This window comes from Mycobacterium farcinogenes (assembly GCF_019739075.1).
GTDB classification, from domain to species: domain Bacteria; phylum Actinomycetota; class Actinomycetes; order Mycobacteriales; family Mycobacteriaceae; genus Mycobacterium; species Mycobacterium senegalense.
In genome coordinates, this window is the sequence record NZ_CP081673.1 from 5,823,690 (window position 1) to 5,841,463 (window position 17,774).

Genomic DNA, 17,774 nt, shown 5'->3' on the forward strand with positions numbered 1-17,774 from the left:
GGATGCCGCCATGACACGTCTGTTCAACGATCCGGCCACCTTCACCGAGGACATGCTCGCCGGATTCCTCGACGCGAACGCGCACTACGTCACCGGGGTGCCCGGCGGGGTCGTGCGCGCCACCGAAACCCCTTCGGGCAAGGTCGCTGTCGTCGTCGGCGGCGGCTCGGGGCACTACCCGGCCTTCTGCGGTGTGGTCGGGCCCGGGTTCGCCGACGGAGCCGTGGTCGGCAACATCTTCACCTCACCGTCGACCAGGGAAGCCGCCTCGGTGGCTCGCGCCGCGCACGGGGACGCCGGAGTCTTGCTGATCACCGGCAACTACGCCGGCGACGTGATGAACTTCGGCCTGGCCGTCACGCAGCTGCAGACCGAGGGCATCGATGCGCGCTACCTGGCGGTGACCGACGACATCGCCAGTGCGCCGACGGACGACATCGCGAAACGGCGTGGCATCGCCGGTGACTTCACCGTATTCCGTTGCGCCAGTGCGGCTGCCGAAGAGGGACGAGACCTCGACGGGGTCGAGGCCGTGGCCCGCAGGGCCAACGACCGCACCCGCACGCTCGGTGTGGCCTTCGACGGCTGCACCATGCCCGGCGCCGACCGGCCGCTGTTCACCGTCGACGCCGGCACCATGGACCTGGGCCTGGGCATCCACGGCGAACCCGGCGTGTCCAGCCACAGCATGCCCACCGCGGCCGAACTGGCCGAACTGCTCGTCACCGGGGTGCTCGCCGAGAAGCCTGCCGGCACCGGTAACCGGATCGCGGTGATCCTCAACGGGCTCGGCCGCACCAAGTACGAAGAACTGTTCGTGGTGTGGAAGACCGCCGCGGCCCTGCTGGCCGAGGCCGGTTACACGGTGGTGCAACCCGAGGTGGGTGAGCTCGTCACCAGCCTGGACATGGCCGGCTGCTCACTGACCGTGATGTGGCTCGACGACGAACTCGAGCGGCTGTGGACCTCCCCCGCCGACACCCCGGCCTACCGCAAGGGCCGGATGGCCGCCACCGACGCAACGCCTCGCTGTTCAGAGACGGCGCAGGCCACCTCCGCACAGATCGAACAAGCCGACACCAACGGCGCTGCGGCGGCTCAACTTGTCGCCGCGGGGATTTCGGCGATCGCCGCGCAGATGGTCGCGGCTGAAGCCGAACTCGGCCGGATCGACGCAGTGGCGGGCGACGGCGACCACGGCCGGGGCATGGTCAAGGGCACCGGAGCCGCCTGTGCCGCAGCCGATTCGGCGGTCTTCCAGGGTGGCGGGCCCGAAGCGGTGCTGACCGCTGCCGGAGAGGCGTGGGCCGCCAAGGCGGGCGGAACCTCCGGAGTGCTGTGGGGCGCTGCGCTGGCCGCAGCCGGCCGACGGCTCGGCAACCACGGCACACCGGGCGACCGGGACGTGACCGCCGCGCTCCAGGCCGGCCACGACGCGTTGACCTCGCTGGGCGGGGCCCGGCCGGGTGACAAAACAATGCTCGACGCACTGGTGCCGTTCGTGACGGCGCTGACATCGGCGGTCGAGTGCGGAACCGATTGGCGCACAGCCTGGTTGGCCGCCGCCGAGATCGCCGAGAAGGCCGCCGCGGACACCGCAGAGCTGCGCCCTCGCGTGGGCCGGGCCCGCCCGCTGGCCGAACGCAGCGTCGGAACCCCCGATGCCGGAGCGATATCCCTGGCGATGTGCATCCACACCGTCGCCGACCTGATCGAGGAGCACACCACATGACGTTGCGCATCGTCGTCGGAAGCGACGACGCCGGACTGCTGTACAAAGACGCCCTGCGCGCCGACCTCGAGGCCGACGACCGCGTCGGGTCCGTCGTCGACGTCGGAGTCCGCGCCGACGAACACACCGCCTACCCGCACGTCGCGGTCGCCGCGGCCCGCATGGTCGCCGACGGGAAGGCCGACCGGGCACTGCTGGTGTGCGGCACCGGACTCGGCGTGGCCATCAGCGCCAACAAGGTACCCGGCATCCGCGCGGTCACCGCGCACGACAGCTTCTCGGTCGAACGGGCCATCCTGTCCAACGACGCGCAGGTGCTCTGCTTCGGCCAGCGGGTGATCGGACTCGAACTGGCCCGTCGGCTGGCCCGGGAATGGCTGGGTTACACCTTCGACCCGGCCTCGGCCTCCGCCGAGAAGGTGGCCGCGATCTGCGGCTACGAACCGCAGGACGCCTAGCGGTTACGGAACGCCGCCACGGCGGTCGGCAGGGTGGGAAAGATCCGGTCGGTGCCGACGCGGTCGACGAAACCCGCGGCCACCAGGTCGTCGCGCAGGTCGGACTTGACCCGCGCCATCGCGAACACGATGCCTCGCGCGGTCAGTTCACGACGCAACTGCTCCAGCGCGTCGACCGCGGTCAGGTCAGGATCCACCTGAGCTTCGGCGTTCAGCACGAACCACTCGACCGGTCCGTCCGCCTCCGCCACCGCGGCCAGCGCGCGCTCCCGGAAATCCTCGGCGTTGGCGAAGAACAGGGGCGCGTCGTAGCGGTAGACGACCAAGCCGGGAATCAGCTCTGCTTCCGGGTAGTCGTCGACGTCGTGCATACCCGCGATACCGGGAACGTAGCCGAGCACACTGTCGTGCGGGCGGGCGATCCGCCGCAGCGCGTCCACTAGTGACAGCGTGATCGCCACCAGCACCCCGTAGAGCACCCCGAGGCCCAGAACCGCGACCGTGGTCGCTACCGCCAGGAGCAACTCGCTTCGCCGGAAGCGGGCCAGCCGCCGGAACTCCGCCACGTCGATCAACCGCAGCGCGGCGTACACCACGAGCGCTCCCAGTGCGGCCATCGGGAAATGTTCCAGCAGATCGCGCCCGGCCAGCATCACCGCCAGCACCGTCGCCAGCATCACCAGCGAGTACAGCTGTGTGCGGCTGCCCACTGTGTCGCCCAGTGCTGTGCGGCTGCCGCTGGAACTGACCGGAAAGCCCTGGGTCACACCGGCGGTCAGGTTACACACCCCAAGTGCCCGCAATTCGGCGTTGGCGTCGACGGTCTCGCCTTTGCGCGCCGCGAAGGTGCGCGCCGTCAGGGCGTTGTCGGAGAACGCGACAACCGCGATACCGATCGCCGGAACCACCAACGTCACCAACTCCGTGAGTGCCACCGGAGGAAGCGTGAGTTTCGGCAACCCCGACGGGATGCCACCGACCACCCGAATTCCCTTGCCATCCAAGGAAAAGAGCCATACCACCGCCGTCGCTATCAATACCGCCACCAGTGGGCCGGGAAACCGGGGCGAGATCCGGTACAGCACCAGCAGCAGCACCAGAACCGTGACCGACAACACCACGGTGGGCAATTGCACCGACCCGATGCCCGTGACGAACGAGCGGACCTGATCGATGAACTCGTCCCCGGTAACGTCGACGCCGGTGACCTTGCCGAGCTGGCCGCTGATCATGATGACGGCCACGCCGGTCATGTAGCCGACCAGGACCGGGCGCGACAACAGCTCGGCCAAGAACCCCAGCCGGCCCAGCCCGGCGGCCAGACAGATCACCCCCACCAGCAGCGCCAACACCGCCGACATCGCGGCATAGCGGGTCGGGTCACCGATGGCCAACGGAGCCAACGCCGTGGCGGTCATCAGGGCCGTGGTCGATTCCGGCCCGACCGACAGTTGTCGCGACGACCCCAGCACCGCGTAGACGGCCATGGGCGCCAACGCAGCCCACAGTCCTGCGACGGGCGGCAGCCCGGCCACGGTCGCGTACGCCATCACCTGCGGCACCAGGTACGCCGCGACCGTCACCCCGGCCAGGACGTCTCCCCGCAGCCACGACCGCTGATAGCCGGCGAACTGCCCCAGCCCGGGGACCCACGTTTGGGATGCGCGACCAACTCTCATGGTGTTCAGTCAACACTCGTGACGCTGCTGAGTTGGAAGTATGTCGAGACCCGCACCGACGACGACTTCGTCGTCAACCCAGGGGAACGGCTCGATTGGGCCAGCACCATCGGCATCGGGGCCCAGCACGTGGTGGCCATGTTCGGCGCCACGTTCCTGGTCCCGGTGCTCACCGGCTTCCCGCCGGCCACCACCCTGCTGTTCTCCGGTGTGGGCACCATCCTGTTCCTGCTCATCACCGGCAATCGGCTACCGAGCTATCTGGGGTCGAGCTTCTCGGTGATCGCCCCGGTGACCGCAGCGGTGGCCTCGGACGGAACCGGAAGTGCGCTGGGCGGTTTGGTCGCCGTCGGCGTCCTGCTGATCCTCATCGGCGCCGTGGTGCATCTGATCGGCACCCACTGGATCGATGTCACGCTGCCTCCGATCGTGACCGGGGCGATCGTCGCGCTGATCGGTTTCAACCTGGCCCCGGCAGCCAAGGCCAATTTCGAGAAGGGTCCGCTCGTGGGGCTGGTGACACTGGTGTTGCTGGTGGCCACGCTCGCGTTCTTCAAGGGGCTGATCGGCAGGCTGGCGATCTTCGGCGCGGTGGTGATCGGGTATGTGCTGGCACTTGTCCTCGGCGAGGTGGACACCGCCGCGATCGCGGCGGCACCCTGGGTCGGGCTGCCCGAGTTCCATACGCCCACGTTCAATCTGGCTGTGCTGCCGCTGTTCCTGCCCGCGGTGATCGCCCTGGTTGCCGAGAACATCGGGCACGTCAAATCGGTGGGTCAGATGACCGGCACTGATCTCGATCCGATGATCGGCCGGGCGCTGGCCGCCGACGGGGTGGCCACGGTACTGGCCGGTGCCGGCGGCGGCTCGGCCACCACCACCTACGCCGAGAACATCGGGGTGATGGCGGCCACCCGGGTCTACTCGACCGCGGCGTACTGGGTGGCCGCCGCGGTGGCGATCGCACTCTCGTTGTGCCCCAAGGTCGGAGCGGCGATCTCGGCCATCCCGCCGGGTGTGCTGGGCGGCGCGACCATCGTGCTCTACGGTCTGGTCGGCATCCTGGGCGTGCGCATCTGGCTCACCAATCACGTGGACTTCTCCAAGCCGATCAACCAGATGACAGCGGCTATTCCGCTGATCATCGGGATCGCCGACTTCACCTGGCAACTGGGGTCCCTGACCTTCACCGGCATCGCGCTGGGCTCGATCGTCGCACTGCTGATCTTTCACGGCATGCGGTTGCTGGAGCACCTCGGCGACCTGGTTCGGCCTACGACCCCAGCGCGTTGACCACCCGGGCGAACACCGAGGGCAGCGCCGCCGACGCCGGGGTGATACACGTACGCACGGGCCCGAACCCGCTGCCGTGCAACAGGGCCGCGGTGAGCCACCGATAACGACGGGTCATCGCACGCCACTGCCCGTCGTAGTCTTCGGGCCGGTCGGCGCGCACGCAACCCACGAGAAGTTCGGCCGCGCCGAACGCAAGCCCCATCCCTTCCCCCGTGAGCGCATCCACGTAGCCCGCCGCGTCACCCACCAACAGCACCCGGCCGGCACTGCGGTGCCGGACCTTCTGCCGCAGCGGGCCCGCGGCCCGGTCATGACCGTGCTCATGGCCGTGAATCCTGTCGGCCAGCATCGGGAATGCCGCCAAATGTTCGTCGAATCCGCCGCGCACCGAGGTCAGGATGGCCACCCCGACACAGTCCGCCCCCACCGGCGTCACGTACGCCTCGGCGTCGGGCCCCCAATACACCTCGACGCAATCGGACCACGGCGCGATCTGAATGTGGCGGCGGATGCCCCAACGGCGTCGCCTGCCCTCACCGCCGCTGAGCCCCAGCGACCGGCGGATCGGCGAATGCAAACCGTCGGCGGCCGCCAGGTAGCGGGCCCGAAACCCGGCCGCGCACACCGATACCGAGTCCTGGGACACGGGACCGACCTCGCCGTGGACCACCCGGACCCCCGCCGAGGCCGCCGCCTCCGACAGCGCAGTGTGCAGCACCGTGCGACGCACGCCGTAGCCGGTGCCGTCCCGGAACGTTGCCTCGGCGGCCCGGTGTCCGTCCAAGTAGCGGATACCCCGAAACTCGCGGCCCTCGGGGTGAGCGCCCAGCCGCTGTAACTGCCGGACCGAGTGCGGCATCAGGCCCTCACCGCAGGCCTTGTCGATCGGGGCCTGGCGGCGCTCCACCACCACGGTCTCCAGCCCGGCGCGCGCCGCGTGCACCGCGGTGGCCAGCCCGGCCGGACCGCCGCCTGCGACGAGCAGATCGATCACGTGAGGCCTTGCAGCGCTTCGTTTTCCACGCGAATACGAGTTCGCAGCAGCGCGGCGTTGGCCACGGTGAACACCAGGGCGGTGATCCAGGCACCGCCGGCCAACGGCAACGCCGCCCCCTCGGTGACCACCGCCAGGTAATTCGGGTGCGGCAGCACCCGATACGGGCCGTCGACCACGCGTGTCGCACCGGGCACCACCACCACCCGGGTGTTCCACTGCTTGCCCAGCGTGGCGATGCACCACCACCGCAGCGCTTGGGCGGCGAGCACGACCGCCGTCATGCTCCCGCCGAGCGCCGGCGACGGTCCACGCCGGCGTGCCTCGACCACGGACCCCACCAGTAGTGCACTGTGCAGCGCCACCATCACCGGGTAGTGCCCGGCCCCGAACTCCTTGCCGCCCCGAGCGGTACTCCAGCGCAGGTTCCGTTGAGACACCACCAGTTCGAGGATCCGCTCGGCGGCAACCAGAAGAATCAGCGCGGTGAATCTCTTGGTCGTCATCAGCGCCAACGCAGCAGGACGAGCTCCGAGCAGAAACCCGGGCCCATGGCCATCAGCAGCCCGGGCGTATCCGACTCTGGCCGTTTGCGGATGGTGTCACGCAGTACGTGCAGCACCGAGGACGACGACAGGTTACCCACGTCGGCAAGCGACTGCCAGGTGAGATCCAGTGCGTCTTCAGGCAATCCGAGGGTTTCGATGATCGCCTCGATCACCTTCGGCCCGCCAGGATGACTCACCCAGGCGGACACATCGTCGACGCGGAGGCCGTGATCGCCGAGGAACCCGGCGACATCGTCACCGAGGTAGCGCCCCACGAAGCCCGGCACTTCGGCGCTGAGCACGATCTCGAAGCCGTCGGCGCCGATGTCCCAGCCCATGGCCTGCAACGAGTCCGGATACAGGTGACTGCGCGAATCCAGCACATCGGGGCCGGTGGGGTTGAGTTTGCGTGCCCGCTCCTCCCCGACGGCCACCACCGCAGCGGCACCGTCGCCGAACAGCGCACCGGCCACCAGCGTCGGCATCGCGGGATTGTGTTTGCGGGTCAGCGAACACAATTCGACCGAAACCAGAACAGCCACCTTGTCGGATGCACCGCGCAGATAGTCGTTGAGCCGGGCGATACCGGCGGCACCGGCCACACAACCCAGGCCGAAGATCGGGATGCGACGAACGTCGGGGCGCAGGCCCAGGCGCCCGGCGATGCGGGCGTCCAATGACGGGACCGCAGCGCCGGTGACGGTGGTGGTGACGATCAGATCCACATCCTGCGGGCGCAGGCCCGCCTCGTCGAGCGCACCGGACAGAGCGGCGCAGCCCAGTTCGGTTGCATGCTCGATGAAAAGGCTGTTGCTCTCACCGAAATCGTCGAGGCCCGCATATTTCTCAAGAGGCAGGACCAGATACCTGCTGTTCACCTTCGCGCTCTTGTGCAGGGCCCGCACCACCTCCTCAACCTCGGCGTATCCGGGCAGGTCAAGCAGCGCGCTGGTGACCTCCTCCTGGGTATACCGGTGTTGGGGCAGAACAGCGTGGACGCCGGCAATCGTGCTGTGACTGGGCATTCTGGCGACGTTAATTCCCATACCCGTATTACGGGGACCTACCCTGCCCGGTTCAACCGCGGTGGCGCTTGTCCCGAGCCGGCACGCCATTGGGTCCGTCGATCGAGCGGGCATACGTGCCCACGGTGAACGCGATCGCAGACCCCATGATCCCGAGCGCATGCGCGTCGACGTTGTCGATCGTGTCTCGCCGGGTGTGATAGTTCGGATCGAAGGCCGCGCCGGCCCGCCCACCCCACAACCGGGCCTGGACCTCGGTTTTGCGTTGCGACGACCCGGTGGTGGCGCCGCCGACCGGCACCCCGGCCTGCAGGAACGGGTGATAGTCGGTGTTCGCGTTGATCGGCATGTCCGCGGGCCGGGCACCGGCCAGGTTGAGGTAACCCGCCATGGTTCGCTCGATGCCGGCCGAGCCTTCGGGCATCGGCTTGGGACCGGTCGCCTGACCGGACTGGTCACCGTCATAGGTGAAGAATCCGGCGTTGGGCGAGCCCACCATGTCGAAGTTCAGGTACAGCGCCAGGTCGTCGAGCTGGTCCAGCGGCAGGTTGCGCACATACTGCGTCGACCCGTCCAACCCCATTTCCTCGGCACCCCAGAACGCGAAACGCACCGCGTTGCCGACATTCGGCGAACTGCCCAGCTGCAGTGCGGTTTCCAGCACGGCGGCCACCCCGGAACCATTGTCGTTGATGCCCGGGCCGCCACCGATGCTGTCCAGGTGCGCGCCGACGAGCACCACGTCCGAACTCGACCCGGTCTTGGTCTGCGCCGTCACGTTGCGGGATTTCACCATCTCGGCCTTGCCGTCCAGGGTCAGCCGTACCGGGGCGCTGGTGCGGCGGAGCGCGGCATCCGCGGTCTCGTCGATGACGCCGACCGGGACGGTGAGCTGGCGGTAGTAGCCGGTGTTGAACAACCCGCCGGGAGCAGGCTGGCGCCCATTGTTGACCACCAGCACACCCACCGCACCCTTGGCCAGCGCGGTGTTCTGTTTCGCCACAACCGAACACCCGGTGTCGTCGACGACCGCGATGGCCCCCGAGATGTTCAGCGACCCGTAGTCGGCTGCCGAGCACCCGGACGGCTTGCCCGGGCGCAACGTCGGTGCGTTGAGCCCGCCGGGCGGCGTCGTCACCAGCATCGACGCCTGGTCCACCTGGTAGTTGACCCCGGACACGGTCAGTGCCGGATTCCCCCCGCGCATCGCGCCCATCCGCTCGAACTCGGGGGTATCGACGTCAAAACCTTTGTCCCGCAATACTTGCACCACATAGTCGACACTGGCGTCGTATCCGCCACTTCCGACGGCCCGGTTGCCGTCATGAGCATCGGCGATCTCCTGCAGCTTGCGCAGGTGGGTGTACATGGCGTCGACGGTGATCTTGCCCGCCAGTTCCTGCGGATCGAGCGCCTCGGGCGATGGCTGCGCCGAGCATCCCGCGAGCGCGGCGCCGAGCAATACGGCAGCGAGTCGACGCGCCGTCACTGCGCGGTGATCTGGTGGCGCGTGCGATCCGAACGAACCGGTAAACCGTTGCGGCCGCGCTGATCTTGGGAATACACCCCCACAGCGAATGCGACTCCCTCACCATGTATCTGCAACGCGTCCCGGTTCACGTGGTCAAGGGTATCGGTGTTCTTGTGGTAGTTCGGGTCGAACGGCTGATCCACCTCACCGGCCCACAATTTGGCTTCCTCGGCGTTCATCTTGTCCTCGGCGCCGGAGAACAATCCACCAGCGGGAACGCCCGCCATGGTGAATCCGTCATAGTCGGATCTGCCGTCAAAACTGGTGTCGCGCGGCGTCTTTCCGGCGTCCTCCAGATAGGACGCCAACGTGCGCTCGATGCCCGCGGAGCCCTCGGGGACGCGGGGCCGGCCCTGCTCGTCCAGCGGTGCGGACTGGTCGCCGTCGTAGGTGAAGTAACCCGGGTTCGGCGAGCCGAGCATGTCGAAGTTCAGGTACATGGCGATGTCTTTGAGCTGATCCAGGTCCAGGGACTCGACGTAGTTCGTCGAGCCGAGCAGACCTTCTTCCTCTGCACCCCAGAACCCGAACCGCACCGCGTTGGCCACCTGCGGCGAATCACCCAGCTGCAATGCGGTTTCCAGCACCGCGGCCACTCCGGAGCCGTTGTCGTTGATGCCGGGGCCTTCCGGAACGCTGTCGAGGTGGGCGCCGACCATCACCACATCCGAGGTCGAACCCGTCTTGGTCTGGGCGATGACGTTGCGGGTGTGCTCGGTGCGCACGCCTGCGACGAGTTTGAGGGTGGTGGGCCCGGGCGCGTTGCGCAACCGGGTGCCCTCGTCCTTGGTCACGCTGACCACCGGGATCTTGACGTCGGTGTTGCGGCCCAGCGTGCCGCCCATCTTCTCGTCGTTGTTGGTGTTTACGACGATCATGGCGACCGCGCCGCGCTCGGCGGCGACCGCCTGCTTGTCCGCGAACGGGCAGGCGCCGCGATCCACCAGCACCACCGCACCGGCGACCGGCAGTCCGTCATAGTCGGCGGCCTGACAACCAGGGGTGTCCTCGACCTTGGCCGGAACCAGCGGCGCGGTCAGCCCTTCTTGGGCGGTGCCGATGGTGAACTCCAGCGGCTTGGCGGCGACGGCTTGGCCGCCGACGGTGACCTGCGGGTCCTCGGCGAAGGGCAGTTTCACCTCGAACTCCGGGGTCTGCACGTCGAATCCCTTGTCGCGCAGCGCGCCGGCGACATAGTCCACGCTCGCGTCGTAGCCGGGGCTGCCCAGCGCCCGATTGCCGTTGTTGGCGTTGGCGATGTCCTGGAGCTTGCTCAGATGCCCCATCATGGCGTCGGAGGTGACCCGCTCGCGCAGCTCGTCGGCGAACTGCACCGCCGCCGGAGCGGACTCCCGGGACTGTTGCTCATCGGTCTGCAGTTCGGTCTTTGCATCACATCCGGCCAGCCCCACGGTCAGCACCAGCGCGCCGAGCACCGCCCCCGTCGAAGTACGTCGCATTGCACCCACGGTAGCGGCTATCGGCAGGGTTCCTGGTAGTCCATGTCGGCGGACACCCACTCGTCCCATTCGGCCTCGGTCATGTCGGCCGCCACCTTCGAGCAGAGCTCGTCGGCCCAGCCCGAGGGCGCCGGCCAGACCATCCACAGGTTCAGCTCTCCCCACGACTGGATGCTCTTGCCGTCCGCCCCGAACCCGACGCGCAGGATCCTGGTCGCATGGCCGGTCAGCGGTTTGCCGATGGGCCGCCGGGCGCCGACGTCCCACAGATGAATGTTCGTCGAGTAGGCGTCGGCGGATACCGCATATCTCCCGTCGGGACTGAACGCGACGGCCGTGCCCGATTGCGCGGACCGTTCCGGGGTCACCCACGGGTCGCCGTCCGGCTTTCCCGAGGCCACGTCGTACAACTGAAGATTGCCCGACGTGCCGAGCAGGACGTGCCTTCCGTCGGGGCTGATCGCCGCGGCGCTGATCGGGAGGTGGTCGGATGCGAAGGCGAACTCGCCGGGCCGGCCACCGCGTCCGGTCAACATCGGCCCGGCCGGCTTACCGGTGTCTGCATCCCACACTTGCGCAGACGACGCCGTCACCCGCTGCGACAGCGTGAAGACGTTGCTCGTGGTTTCCAGCGCGCTGGAGTCACCGGACTCGGGGTGTGTCTGCGTGGCCGCCAGCACGCGGCGCCCGTCCGCGCTGAACCCGACAATGGTCACCGCGCTGACGTTGCCCTTCAACTGGGTTCCGCCGCCGGGTTGCTGCTCGGTCAGGTCCCACAGCCACGCCGAGCCGTCGGCCGTGCCCGCCACGATGCGATCGCCGTCCGGACTGAACGCGAGCACCACGATCAGGCTGGTCGCCCCCGCCAAAGGCGAGCCGAGAGGTTCGCCGGAATCCGCGGACCAGACTCGGACCGATCGATCGTCCTTGCCGCTCGACGCGATCGCCTTGCCGTCCGCCCGCCATGCCAGGGCCGTCACGTGCCCGGTGTGGCCCGTGGGGATGGTCCGGATCAGCTCGCCGGTGTCGACGTTCCACAGCGCGACATCGGTGACCTTGTCGTCGTAGCGGGTGGCCATGGTCCGGCCGTCCGGGCTCAGCGCGGTAGGCCCCGCCAGGGCGAAGATGTCGAGGCTCTTACCCACGGATTGATCGGGATCTGCCGCCCACACGTGCACGAAGTCGCCGTTGCTGACGATGCGGGTGCCGCCCGGGCTGTAGGCGAGCACACTGGCATTCCCGGATCGCCCGGTAATGGGTGCGCCCACCGCGGCGCCGGTCTCGGCATCGTGCACCCGGATCGTCTTGTCGTCCTCTCCGATGGCCACGCGCTTCCCGTCGGGGCTCACCGCCAGGCTCAACGCGCCGTAGCCGGGCTCGGTCAGATCGACGACCGTGCGGCCGGTGGCCAGCTCGGCGACGCGCAGTTGTGTTGCCCGGCCGCTGGTGTCCGCATAGTTGTTCATGTAGCTCGCCGAGGCGATGCGTCGGCCGTCGGGCATGAATTGAACGCCCGAGACCATGCCTTCGTGACCGGGCACCACCTGCGCCGCGGGCCGCTGGGTGGCCACGTCCCACAGCCGTACCGCGCCGTCGAATCCTCCGGTGGCCAGCAACTTTCCGTCCGGACTGAACTCCAGGGCCCCGATCGGCATGCCGCCGTGTGCCGAGATCGGCTCACCGACCGCTTCACCTGCCAGGACCGTCCACAGCTGGATGATGCCATCACGGGTCGCGGTGGCCAGCAGCGTCCCGTCCGGGCTCAGGGCGACATGCCACACCGCTTCCGGCACGGTGATGCTACGAATCTCTTTGCCGGTCTTGGCATCCCATATCCGCGCGGTGCGGTCTCCTGCGCCCGAGGCGATCCAGTCCTTGGTGATGGCGAGGGATTCGACATTGTCGGTGTGGCCGCGCAACGGTTCGCCGATCGGTTCGCCGGTGTGGAAATCCCACCGGCGCAGCATGTGGTCCTCGTCGGCCGACACGATCACCTGTTCGTCAGGGCTGATCGCGAAAGTGTTGACCTTTGCCGGCGACTTGATGACTTTCAGCAGCGGGGCAGAGTCGTTCAGCGTGTCCACCAGCGCACCGGGATCACTTCCGGGTGCCAGCCGGTCAGCCGCCACCATCTCCAGGATCGCGCGCCGCTCACCACCGGCGCGGGTACCTCCCAGCATCGCGCGGGACTCCAGGGCAAGCTTGGCGGCCACCGCCTGCCGGGCCTGCTCATTGGCCCTCTTCTCGGCCGCCAGTGCGTTCCGCTGCGAAATCACCGCAAAGACGGCCACCAATACGATCACGCCGAGCAGCGCGGCCAGGATCTGCGAGCGGCGCCGCAGTGACCGGGCATGCGCTTGCGCTTCGCGCTTCTCCGTTTCGAGTTTGTGGTTGGCGTGCCGGCGTGCGGCCAGCAGGAACTCGCCGGCCGGATTGAGGCGAGCGCCGAAACCCGGTCGGGTACTCAGGTTTTCCGCCTCGGCGAGCCGGGCACCGTCGAGCAACCAGTCATCACGGCGGCCGCTGCGTTCCCACGCGACCATGGCCCGCTCGACGGCGTCGGCACCACGCAACTCGGCGGCTTCGGCCCGCAACCAGTCCGCCAACTCGTCCCATTGCCGCAGCAGGCTCTCCAGCGCCACTTCGACGACCACCTGACCATCGCTGTCGCCTTTGACCAGAAGCCGGCGAGCGACAAACTCGTTCAGCAGGGCGTGACTGTTCTCCGGCAGGTCAGACCATCGCGCGATGCGCCGCATCGGCTGGTCGGTATCCGAATTCACCGTCGCCAACCATGGGATGAAGGCATCGTGCAGCCGGCACAATTGTTCGGAACGTTCGCCCGGATCACTGGACAACAGGCTGTCGATCTCGTTCTGCACCACTCGGCGCATCCCGCCCATCGCCTCGTAGTTGTCGACGGTGACGGCGTCACCGGTACCGGCATAGTCCTCATAGAGTCGCGCCAGGGTCAAGGCCAGCAACGGCAAGGTGTCGGCGCCGCCACTGGCGTCTTCGATGAGCCGATCGACGAGCTCCGGTGAGATGGCGAACTTGGAACCCGACTCAGCGGCCCGTCGGGCCGGACCTTCGATGACCTCTGCGAATTGCGCGGCCGGCATCGGCTTGAGCCGGTCGAAAAGGTGGCTCTGGACGTCCGAGAGCTGCGGTGCGGTCTGCAACGGTTCGTACCGATCGGAGCGGATCGTGGCAACGACCACCAGGTCCAGGCCCTCCCCGGCGTCGTTCAGCAGCCTGCCGAGTATTTCCAGGAATGCCGGGCCCTCCTGTCCCGCATCGACCCCGAACCACTCCTCGGCCTGGTCTACCGGTAGCACCAGGGTGGGCGGCCGGTCGGTATCGGCGCTGCCCGGCATCCGAGCACGCACTGCGGCAACAGCTTCGAGCAGCAGCCGCCGCACGGAATCCGGGTCCCCGATCGCGTTCCTGATCTCCCCGAGGCCCGGTGTCGTCAATCCGACCTGCGTCCGCAGACCATGAACGGACCGCGCCAGTCCCGTATCACCGGTGAGTGCGTGGCGTTCCGGCCTCACCACGGGCATCGTCAAGAAGCGCCGGTCGTCACGGGTCAGGCGGGGAAGCAGACCGGCCCGCAGAAACGACGACTTGCCGACGCCAGATGGGCCCAGGATGACGAACATTCGCTCCAGCCCGGCCTCGCGCATGCCGCGCAGTTCATCCAAGGCGCGAACAATCTGTGCGTCTCGACCGAAATAGACTGCGGCGTCCACCGATTCGAGCGGCTGCCACCCGCGGTACGGCGAACGGCCGGGATCCCCCGGTGGCGGCCACGGGAAGCTGTCGGCACCGATGCCCACCGACCGCAATCCCGTGAGCAGTCGGTTGAGCCCGTCGGTGGCCAACCGCACTTCGGGCCCGCCGTCGACTGCGATCGTCGTCGAGGCCCCCGACCCGAAGAGGTCACAACTCTGCCAGGCTCGGGTCACGTCGTCCCCGTCAACACTTTCCAGCCGCGCGCAGAAGATCGGCTTGCGCATGCCTTCGGCCTGGCGAAACTCAGCGTGGCATTCCTTGGACGCCACCCAACTCTCCGATACCAGGCAGATCACCGCCTCACAGCGGGCATTGGCCTGCCAGAGGGCATCGGTCCACCGCGTCCCCGTGCGGATTCCGCTCGCCCGGTCCAGATCAAGAAAGATCTCGCCGGCCAAACCCGGGTCGACCCGCTCGAGCCAATGCTTCAGCGCGACGGCGTACCGATTGTCCCGGCTGGAGTGACTCAGAAAGATGCGCGACATGTCACTACCTCGATCTCGGCCACAGCGCCTCACCGCCGATCAGACGTCGAATTCGACGGTAACCAGCCCTGAATCGGCGGCCTAGAGTAGCCGGCTACCCGAATAATCGGTTGCCCGCGGATTTGCTGCGGTGGCATGGTGTTCCCGGCGCCGAGCGGGAAGCAGGCGAAGCGGGGTACCGCAACGTTTCTGTGTGTTGCCGGCGGCGCCATGGCACAGGTAAAGGGCCTGAGGTTCGAATCCTCTCTGCAATCCCGATACCGTCGCCGGGCTCTCACGATCGCCAGACCTTGTGGCCCACACCCGCCGGTACGGGGGTGTGACGCCCCGTCTGCGATCGTGTCCGGCGGCGGTATCCCTTTGCCGCACAGACACATACACCGGAAGGAGGACACGACATGGGAATCTTCACGTTCAACCGAATCACTGTTTCCGCGGGCCAGTGCGCATTGGAGTACCGCGACGGCACGCTGCATCGTGTCCTTCCGCCGGGTCGCCACCGCGTTGATGTGGCGGCCTCGGTGGTGCGTGTCGAGATGCGTGAGCAGGTGCTGACGCTGGCCCCGCAGGAAGTGCTGACCTCGGACGCGGTGACGCTGCGGATCACCGTCGCGCTGCAGTTCAAGGTCGACGACGCCGTGGCCTACGTCGAGGCGGCGGCCGATCCGATGGCGGCGGTGTACCTGGCCGCGCAGATCGCCCTGCGCGACCTGGTCGCCGCGGTGACCGCCGACGAGGTGATGCAGCGCGGCAATCGCATTGATGCCGACGCGATCGCCGCGGCGGCGCGGGCAGCCGGCACCCGCACCGGCGTCGAGGTGATCGAGGCCTTCGTCAAGGACGTGATCGTCCCGGCCGAGATCCGCGCCGCGGCGATGCAGCTGGTGACGGCCAAGGCCACCGGGGCGGCGAAGCTCGAAGCCGCCCGTGCCGAGACGGCGGCGCTGCGCGCGCTGGCCAACGCCGGCAAGCTGCTCGACGCCCACCCGGCGCTGGCGCAGCTGCAGCTGGTCCAGCGGGTGCCGTACGGATCGAAGGTGGTACTGGCAGTGGGCGGTTCGACGGATGTGGCGTCTGACCCGGAGTGATCCGGGTCAGGCGTCACGCCTGTTCAGCACCACCGCGGCAGCGACGAACGCCACAGCCACCCACACCACGAAATAGCACAGTGAGCCCAATTCACCCCACGGCATGACATACGCCGGAAACAGCCAGTCCACGTGCAGGAACGTGAACATGTTGGCGAACGGCAACCAGGGGCCGGTCTGCGGGCCGGAGTTCGGCATGTTGCCCAGCAGCGGTTCGGCCACCAGCGGCCACAGCAGCAGAACAGCCACCGCGCCGGCCGCGAACCGCACCAGGGCCCCGACGGCCACCCCGAGCACCGCGGCCAGTGCGGCGTACAACGCGAAACCGCCTGCCACCCGCCAGGTCGCCGGGTTGGCCATCGACAGCTGGGTTCCGGCCACCGGGTCGGCGACCAGCCGGGCCACCAGTACCGAGGCAAGCACCATGACCACCGCGCACACCGAGGAGAAGGCCGCGCACACCACCGCTTTCGCGGTCAGCACCTGGGTACGGTTCGGCGTGGCCAGCAAGGTGGTGCGGATCAGGCCGCTGCGGTACTCGCCCGTCATCGTCATCGAGGACAACACCATCAGCACCGGAACCCCGAACACCGCGACACCGAGCGCGGCCTTGGCCGGAGGCAGCCCGGCATAGTGATGCGCGCCCATTCCCTGCATGGCGGCCACGCCGAGGCTCAGCACGGCCACGCCGATCGTGGACCACAGCGGGGAGCGGGTGGTGGACAGTTTGATGCGCTCGGCGTCGAGCGCGGACAGCGCGCTCACGCGCGAGCCGCCCGGTAGTCGACCGCGTCGTCGGTGAGTTTCAGATATGCCTCCTCCAGAGAAGCCTGCCGCTGGCTCAACTCGTGCAGGGTGATGGCGTTGCGGGCGGCCAGGTCGCCGATCACCTCGATGGCTGCCCCGTGAACCGCCAGCGCGTCGCCGTCGGCCGCGGCCTCCACCTCGAAACCGGCGTCGGTGAGAACCTCGCGCAGCGTCTCCAGTTGCGGGCTGCGCACCCGTACGGTGTCGGCCGAAGTACCGCTGACGAACTCGTCCACGGTGGTCGAGGCGATCAGCTTGCCCTGACCGATCACCACCAGCCGATCGGCGGTGTTGGCCATCTCGCCCAGCAGATGGCTGGACACGAACACCGTCCGACCCTCGGCGGCCAGGCTGCGCATGAGCGTGCGCACCCAGTGGATGCCCTCGGGGTCAAGGCCGTTGACCGGTTCGTCGAACAGCAGCACCGGCGGGTCGCCCAGCAGCGCCGCCGCGATGCCCAACCGCTGGCTCATGCCCAGCGACAGCATCCCGGCATTGCGGTCGGCCGCCGAGGTCAGCCCGACCATCTCGAGCACCTCGTCCACCCGCGGCGACGGGATCCGGTTGGCCGCCGCGATCCAGCGCAGGTGGTTGCGGGCCGATCGGTTCGGGTGGGCCTGACGCGCGTCGAGCAGGGCGCCGACCGTGCGCAGCGGATCATGCAGCTCGCGGTACCGCTTGCCGTCGATGGTCGCGGTCCCGGCGCTGGGATGGTCGAGCCCGAGGATCAACCGCATCGTGGTGGTCTTGCCCGCGCCGTTGGGCCCGAGAAATCCGGTCACCACGCCCGGTTCGACGGTGAACGTCAGATCGTCGACAGCTCGGTGGGACCCATAGAGTTTTGTCAGCCCGGTGAGTTCGATCATCACCGCCATC

13 protein-coding genes are annotated in these 17,774 nt (G+C 68.3%); 4 read left to right on the top strand and 9 right to left on the bottom strand.

Translation table 11 applies throughout. The features are described from left to right. The first annotated feature begins 10 nt into the window (after positions 1-10). Positions 11-1,732, top strand: coding sequence for a dihydroxyacetone kinase family protein (locus K6L26_RS27865; protein WP_064895936.1), 1,722 nt, complete (start codon positions 11-13; stop codon positions 1,730-1,732). Further along, on the top strand, positions 1,729-2,190 hold the full coding sequence (locus K6L26_RS27870; RefSeq protein ID WP_019344900.1) for a ribose-5-phosphate isomerase: 462 nt from the start codon (positions 1,729-1,731) through the stop codon (positions 2,188-2,190). The genes K6L26_RS27865 and K6L26_RS27870 overlap by 4 nt, the downstream gene beginning before the upstream one ends. Here the strand turns inward: K6L26_RS27870 and K6L26_RS27875 are convergent. Further along, positions 2,187-3,869 (bottom strand): SulP family inorganic anion transporter, encoded by a 1,683-nt coding sequence (locus K6L26_RS27875; RefSeq protein ID WP_019344901.1) that lies wholly within the window; start codon positions 3,867-3,869, stop codon positions 2,187-2,189. The genes K6L26_RS27870 and K6L26_RS27875 overlap by 4 nt on opposite strands. Positions 3,870-3,887: 18 nt before the next feature. Between K6L26_RS27875 and K6L26_RS27880 the strand changes: the two genes are divergently transcribed. Next, positions 3,888-5,162 (top strand): uracil-xanthine permease family protein, encoded by a 1,275-nt coding sequence (locus K6L26_RS27880; RefSeq protein WP_064895937.1) that lies wholly within the window; start codon positions 3,888-3,890, stop codon positions 5,160-5,162. Here K6L26_RS27880 and K6L26_RS27885 read toward each other — a convergent pair. From K6L26_RS27885 to K6L26_RS27910, 6 genes are read right to left on the bottom strand one after another with little or no spacing between them, the layout of a single operon-like run. Further along, positions 5,143-6,159: an NAD(P)/FAD-dependent oxidoreductase gene (locus K6L26_RS27885; protein ID WP_064895938.1), complete on the bottom strand. Its 1,017-nt coding sequence runs from the start codon at positions 6,157-6,159 to the stop codon at positions 5,143-5,145. The two genes, K6L26_RS27880 and K6L26_RS27885, sit on opposite strands and share 20 nt — an antisense overlap. After that, the gene (locus K6L26_RS27890) at positions 6,156-6,665 is read right to left on the bottom strand and encodes an isoprenylcysteine carboxyl methyltransferase family protein (RefSeq protein WP_064895939.1); all 510 of its coding nucleotides are present in this window, start codon (positions 6,663-6,665) and stop codon (positions 6,156-6,158) included. Before K6L26_RS27890 ends, K6L26_RS27885 begins: the two co-directional genes overlap by 4 nt. Then, positions 6,665-7,732, bottom strand: coding sequence for a type III polyketide synthase (locus tag K6L26_RS27895; protein ID WP_234788473.1), 1,068 nt, complete (start codon positions 7,730-7,732; stop codon positions 6,665-6,667). Before K6L26_RS27895 ends, K6L26_RS27890 begins: the two co-directional genes overlap by 1 nt. Before the next feature lie 52 nt (positions 7,733-7,784). Next, a complete protein-coding gene (locus K6L26_RS27900; protein ID WP_047037413.1) occupies positions 7,785-9,221 on the bottom strand; it encodes a M28 family peptidase in 1,437 nt (478 codons plus the stop codon). Next, entirely contained in the window at positions 9,218-10,723 is a 1,506-nt protein-coding gene (locus K6L26_RS27905; protein ID WP_047037411.1) for a M28 family metallopeptidase, read from the bottom strand. The genes K6L26_RS27900 and K6L26_RS27905 overlap by 4 nt, the downstream gene beginning before the upstream one ends. Positions 10,724-10,740: 17 nt before the next feature. Next, the gene (locus K6L26_RS27910; protein WP_064895942.1) at positions 10,741-15,003 is read right to left on the bottom strand and encodes an nSTAND1 domain-containing NTPase; all 4,263 of its coding nucleotides are present in this window, start codon (positions 15,001-15,003) and stop codon (positions 10,741-10,743) included. A 398-nt stretch (positions 15,004-15,401) separates the two neighbouring features. On the opposite strand from K6L26_RS27910, the gene K6L26_RS27915 reads away from it, so the two are divergent. Next, positions 15,402-16,091 carry a slipin family protein gene (locus K6L26_RS27915; RefSeq protein ID WP_064895944.1) on the top strand — a complete coding sequence of 230 codons (690 nt, stop codon included), beginning with the start codon at positions 15,402-15,404 and terminating at the stop codon, positions 16,089-16,091. Positions 16,092-16,097: 6 nt separating this feature from the next. Here the strand turns inward: K6L26_RS27915 and K6L26_RS27920 are convergent, their stop codons facing one another. Both K6L26_RS27920 and K6L26_RS27925 read right to left on the bottom strand, forming a co-directional pair. Further along, a complete protein-coding gene (locus K6L26_RS27920) occupies positions 16,098-16,856 on the bottom strand; it encodes an ABC transporter permease (RefSeq protein WP_019347211.1) in 759 nt (252 codons plus the stop codon). Continuing rightward, positions 16,853-17,764, bottom strand: coding sequence for an ABC transporter ATP-binding protein (locus K6L26_RS27925; protein WP_036390226.1), 912 nt, complete (start codon positions 17,762-17,764; stop codon positions 16,853-16,855). The genes K6L26_RS27920 and K6L26_RS27925 overlap by 4 nt, the downstream gene beginning before the upstream one ends. Between the last annotated feature and the right edge of the window lie 10 nt (positions 17,765-17,774).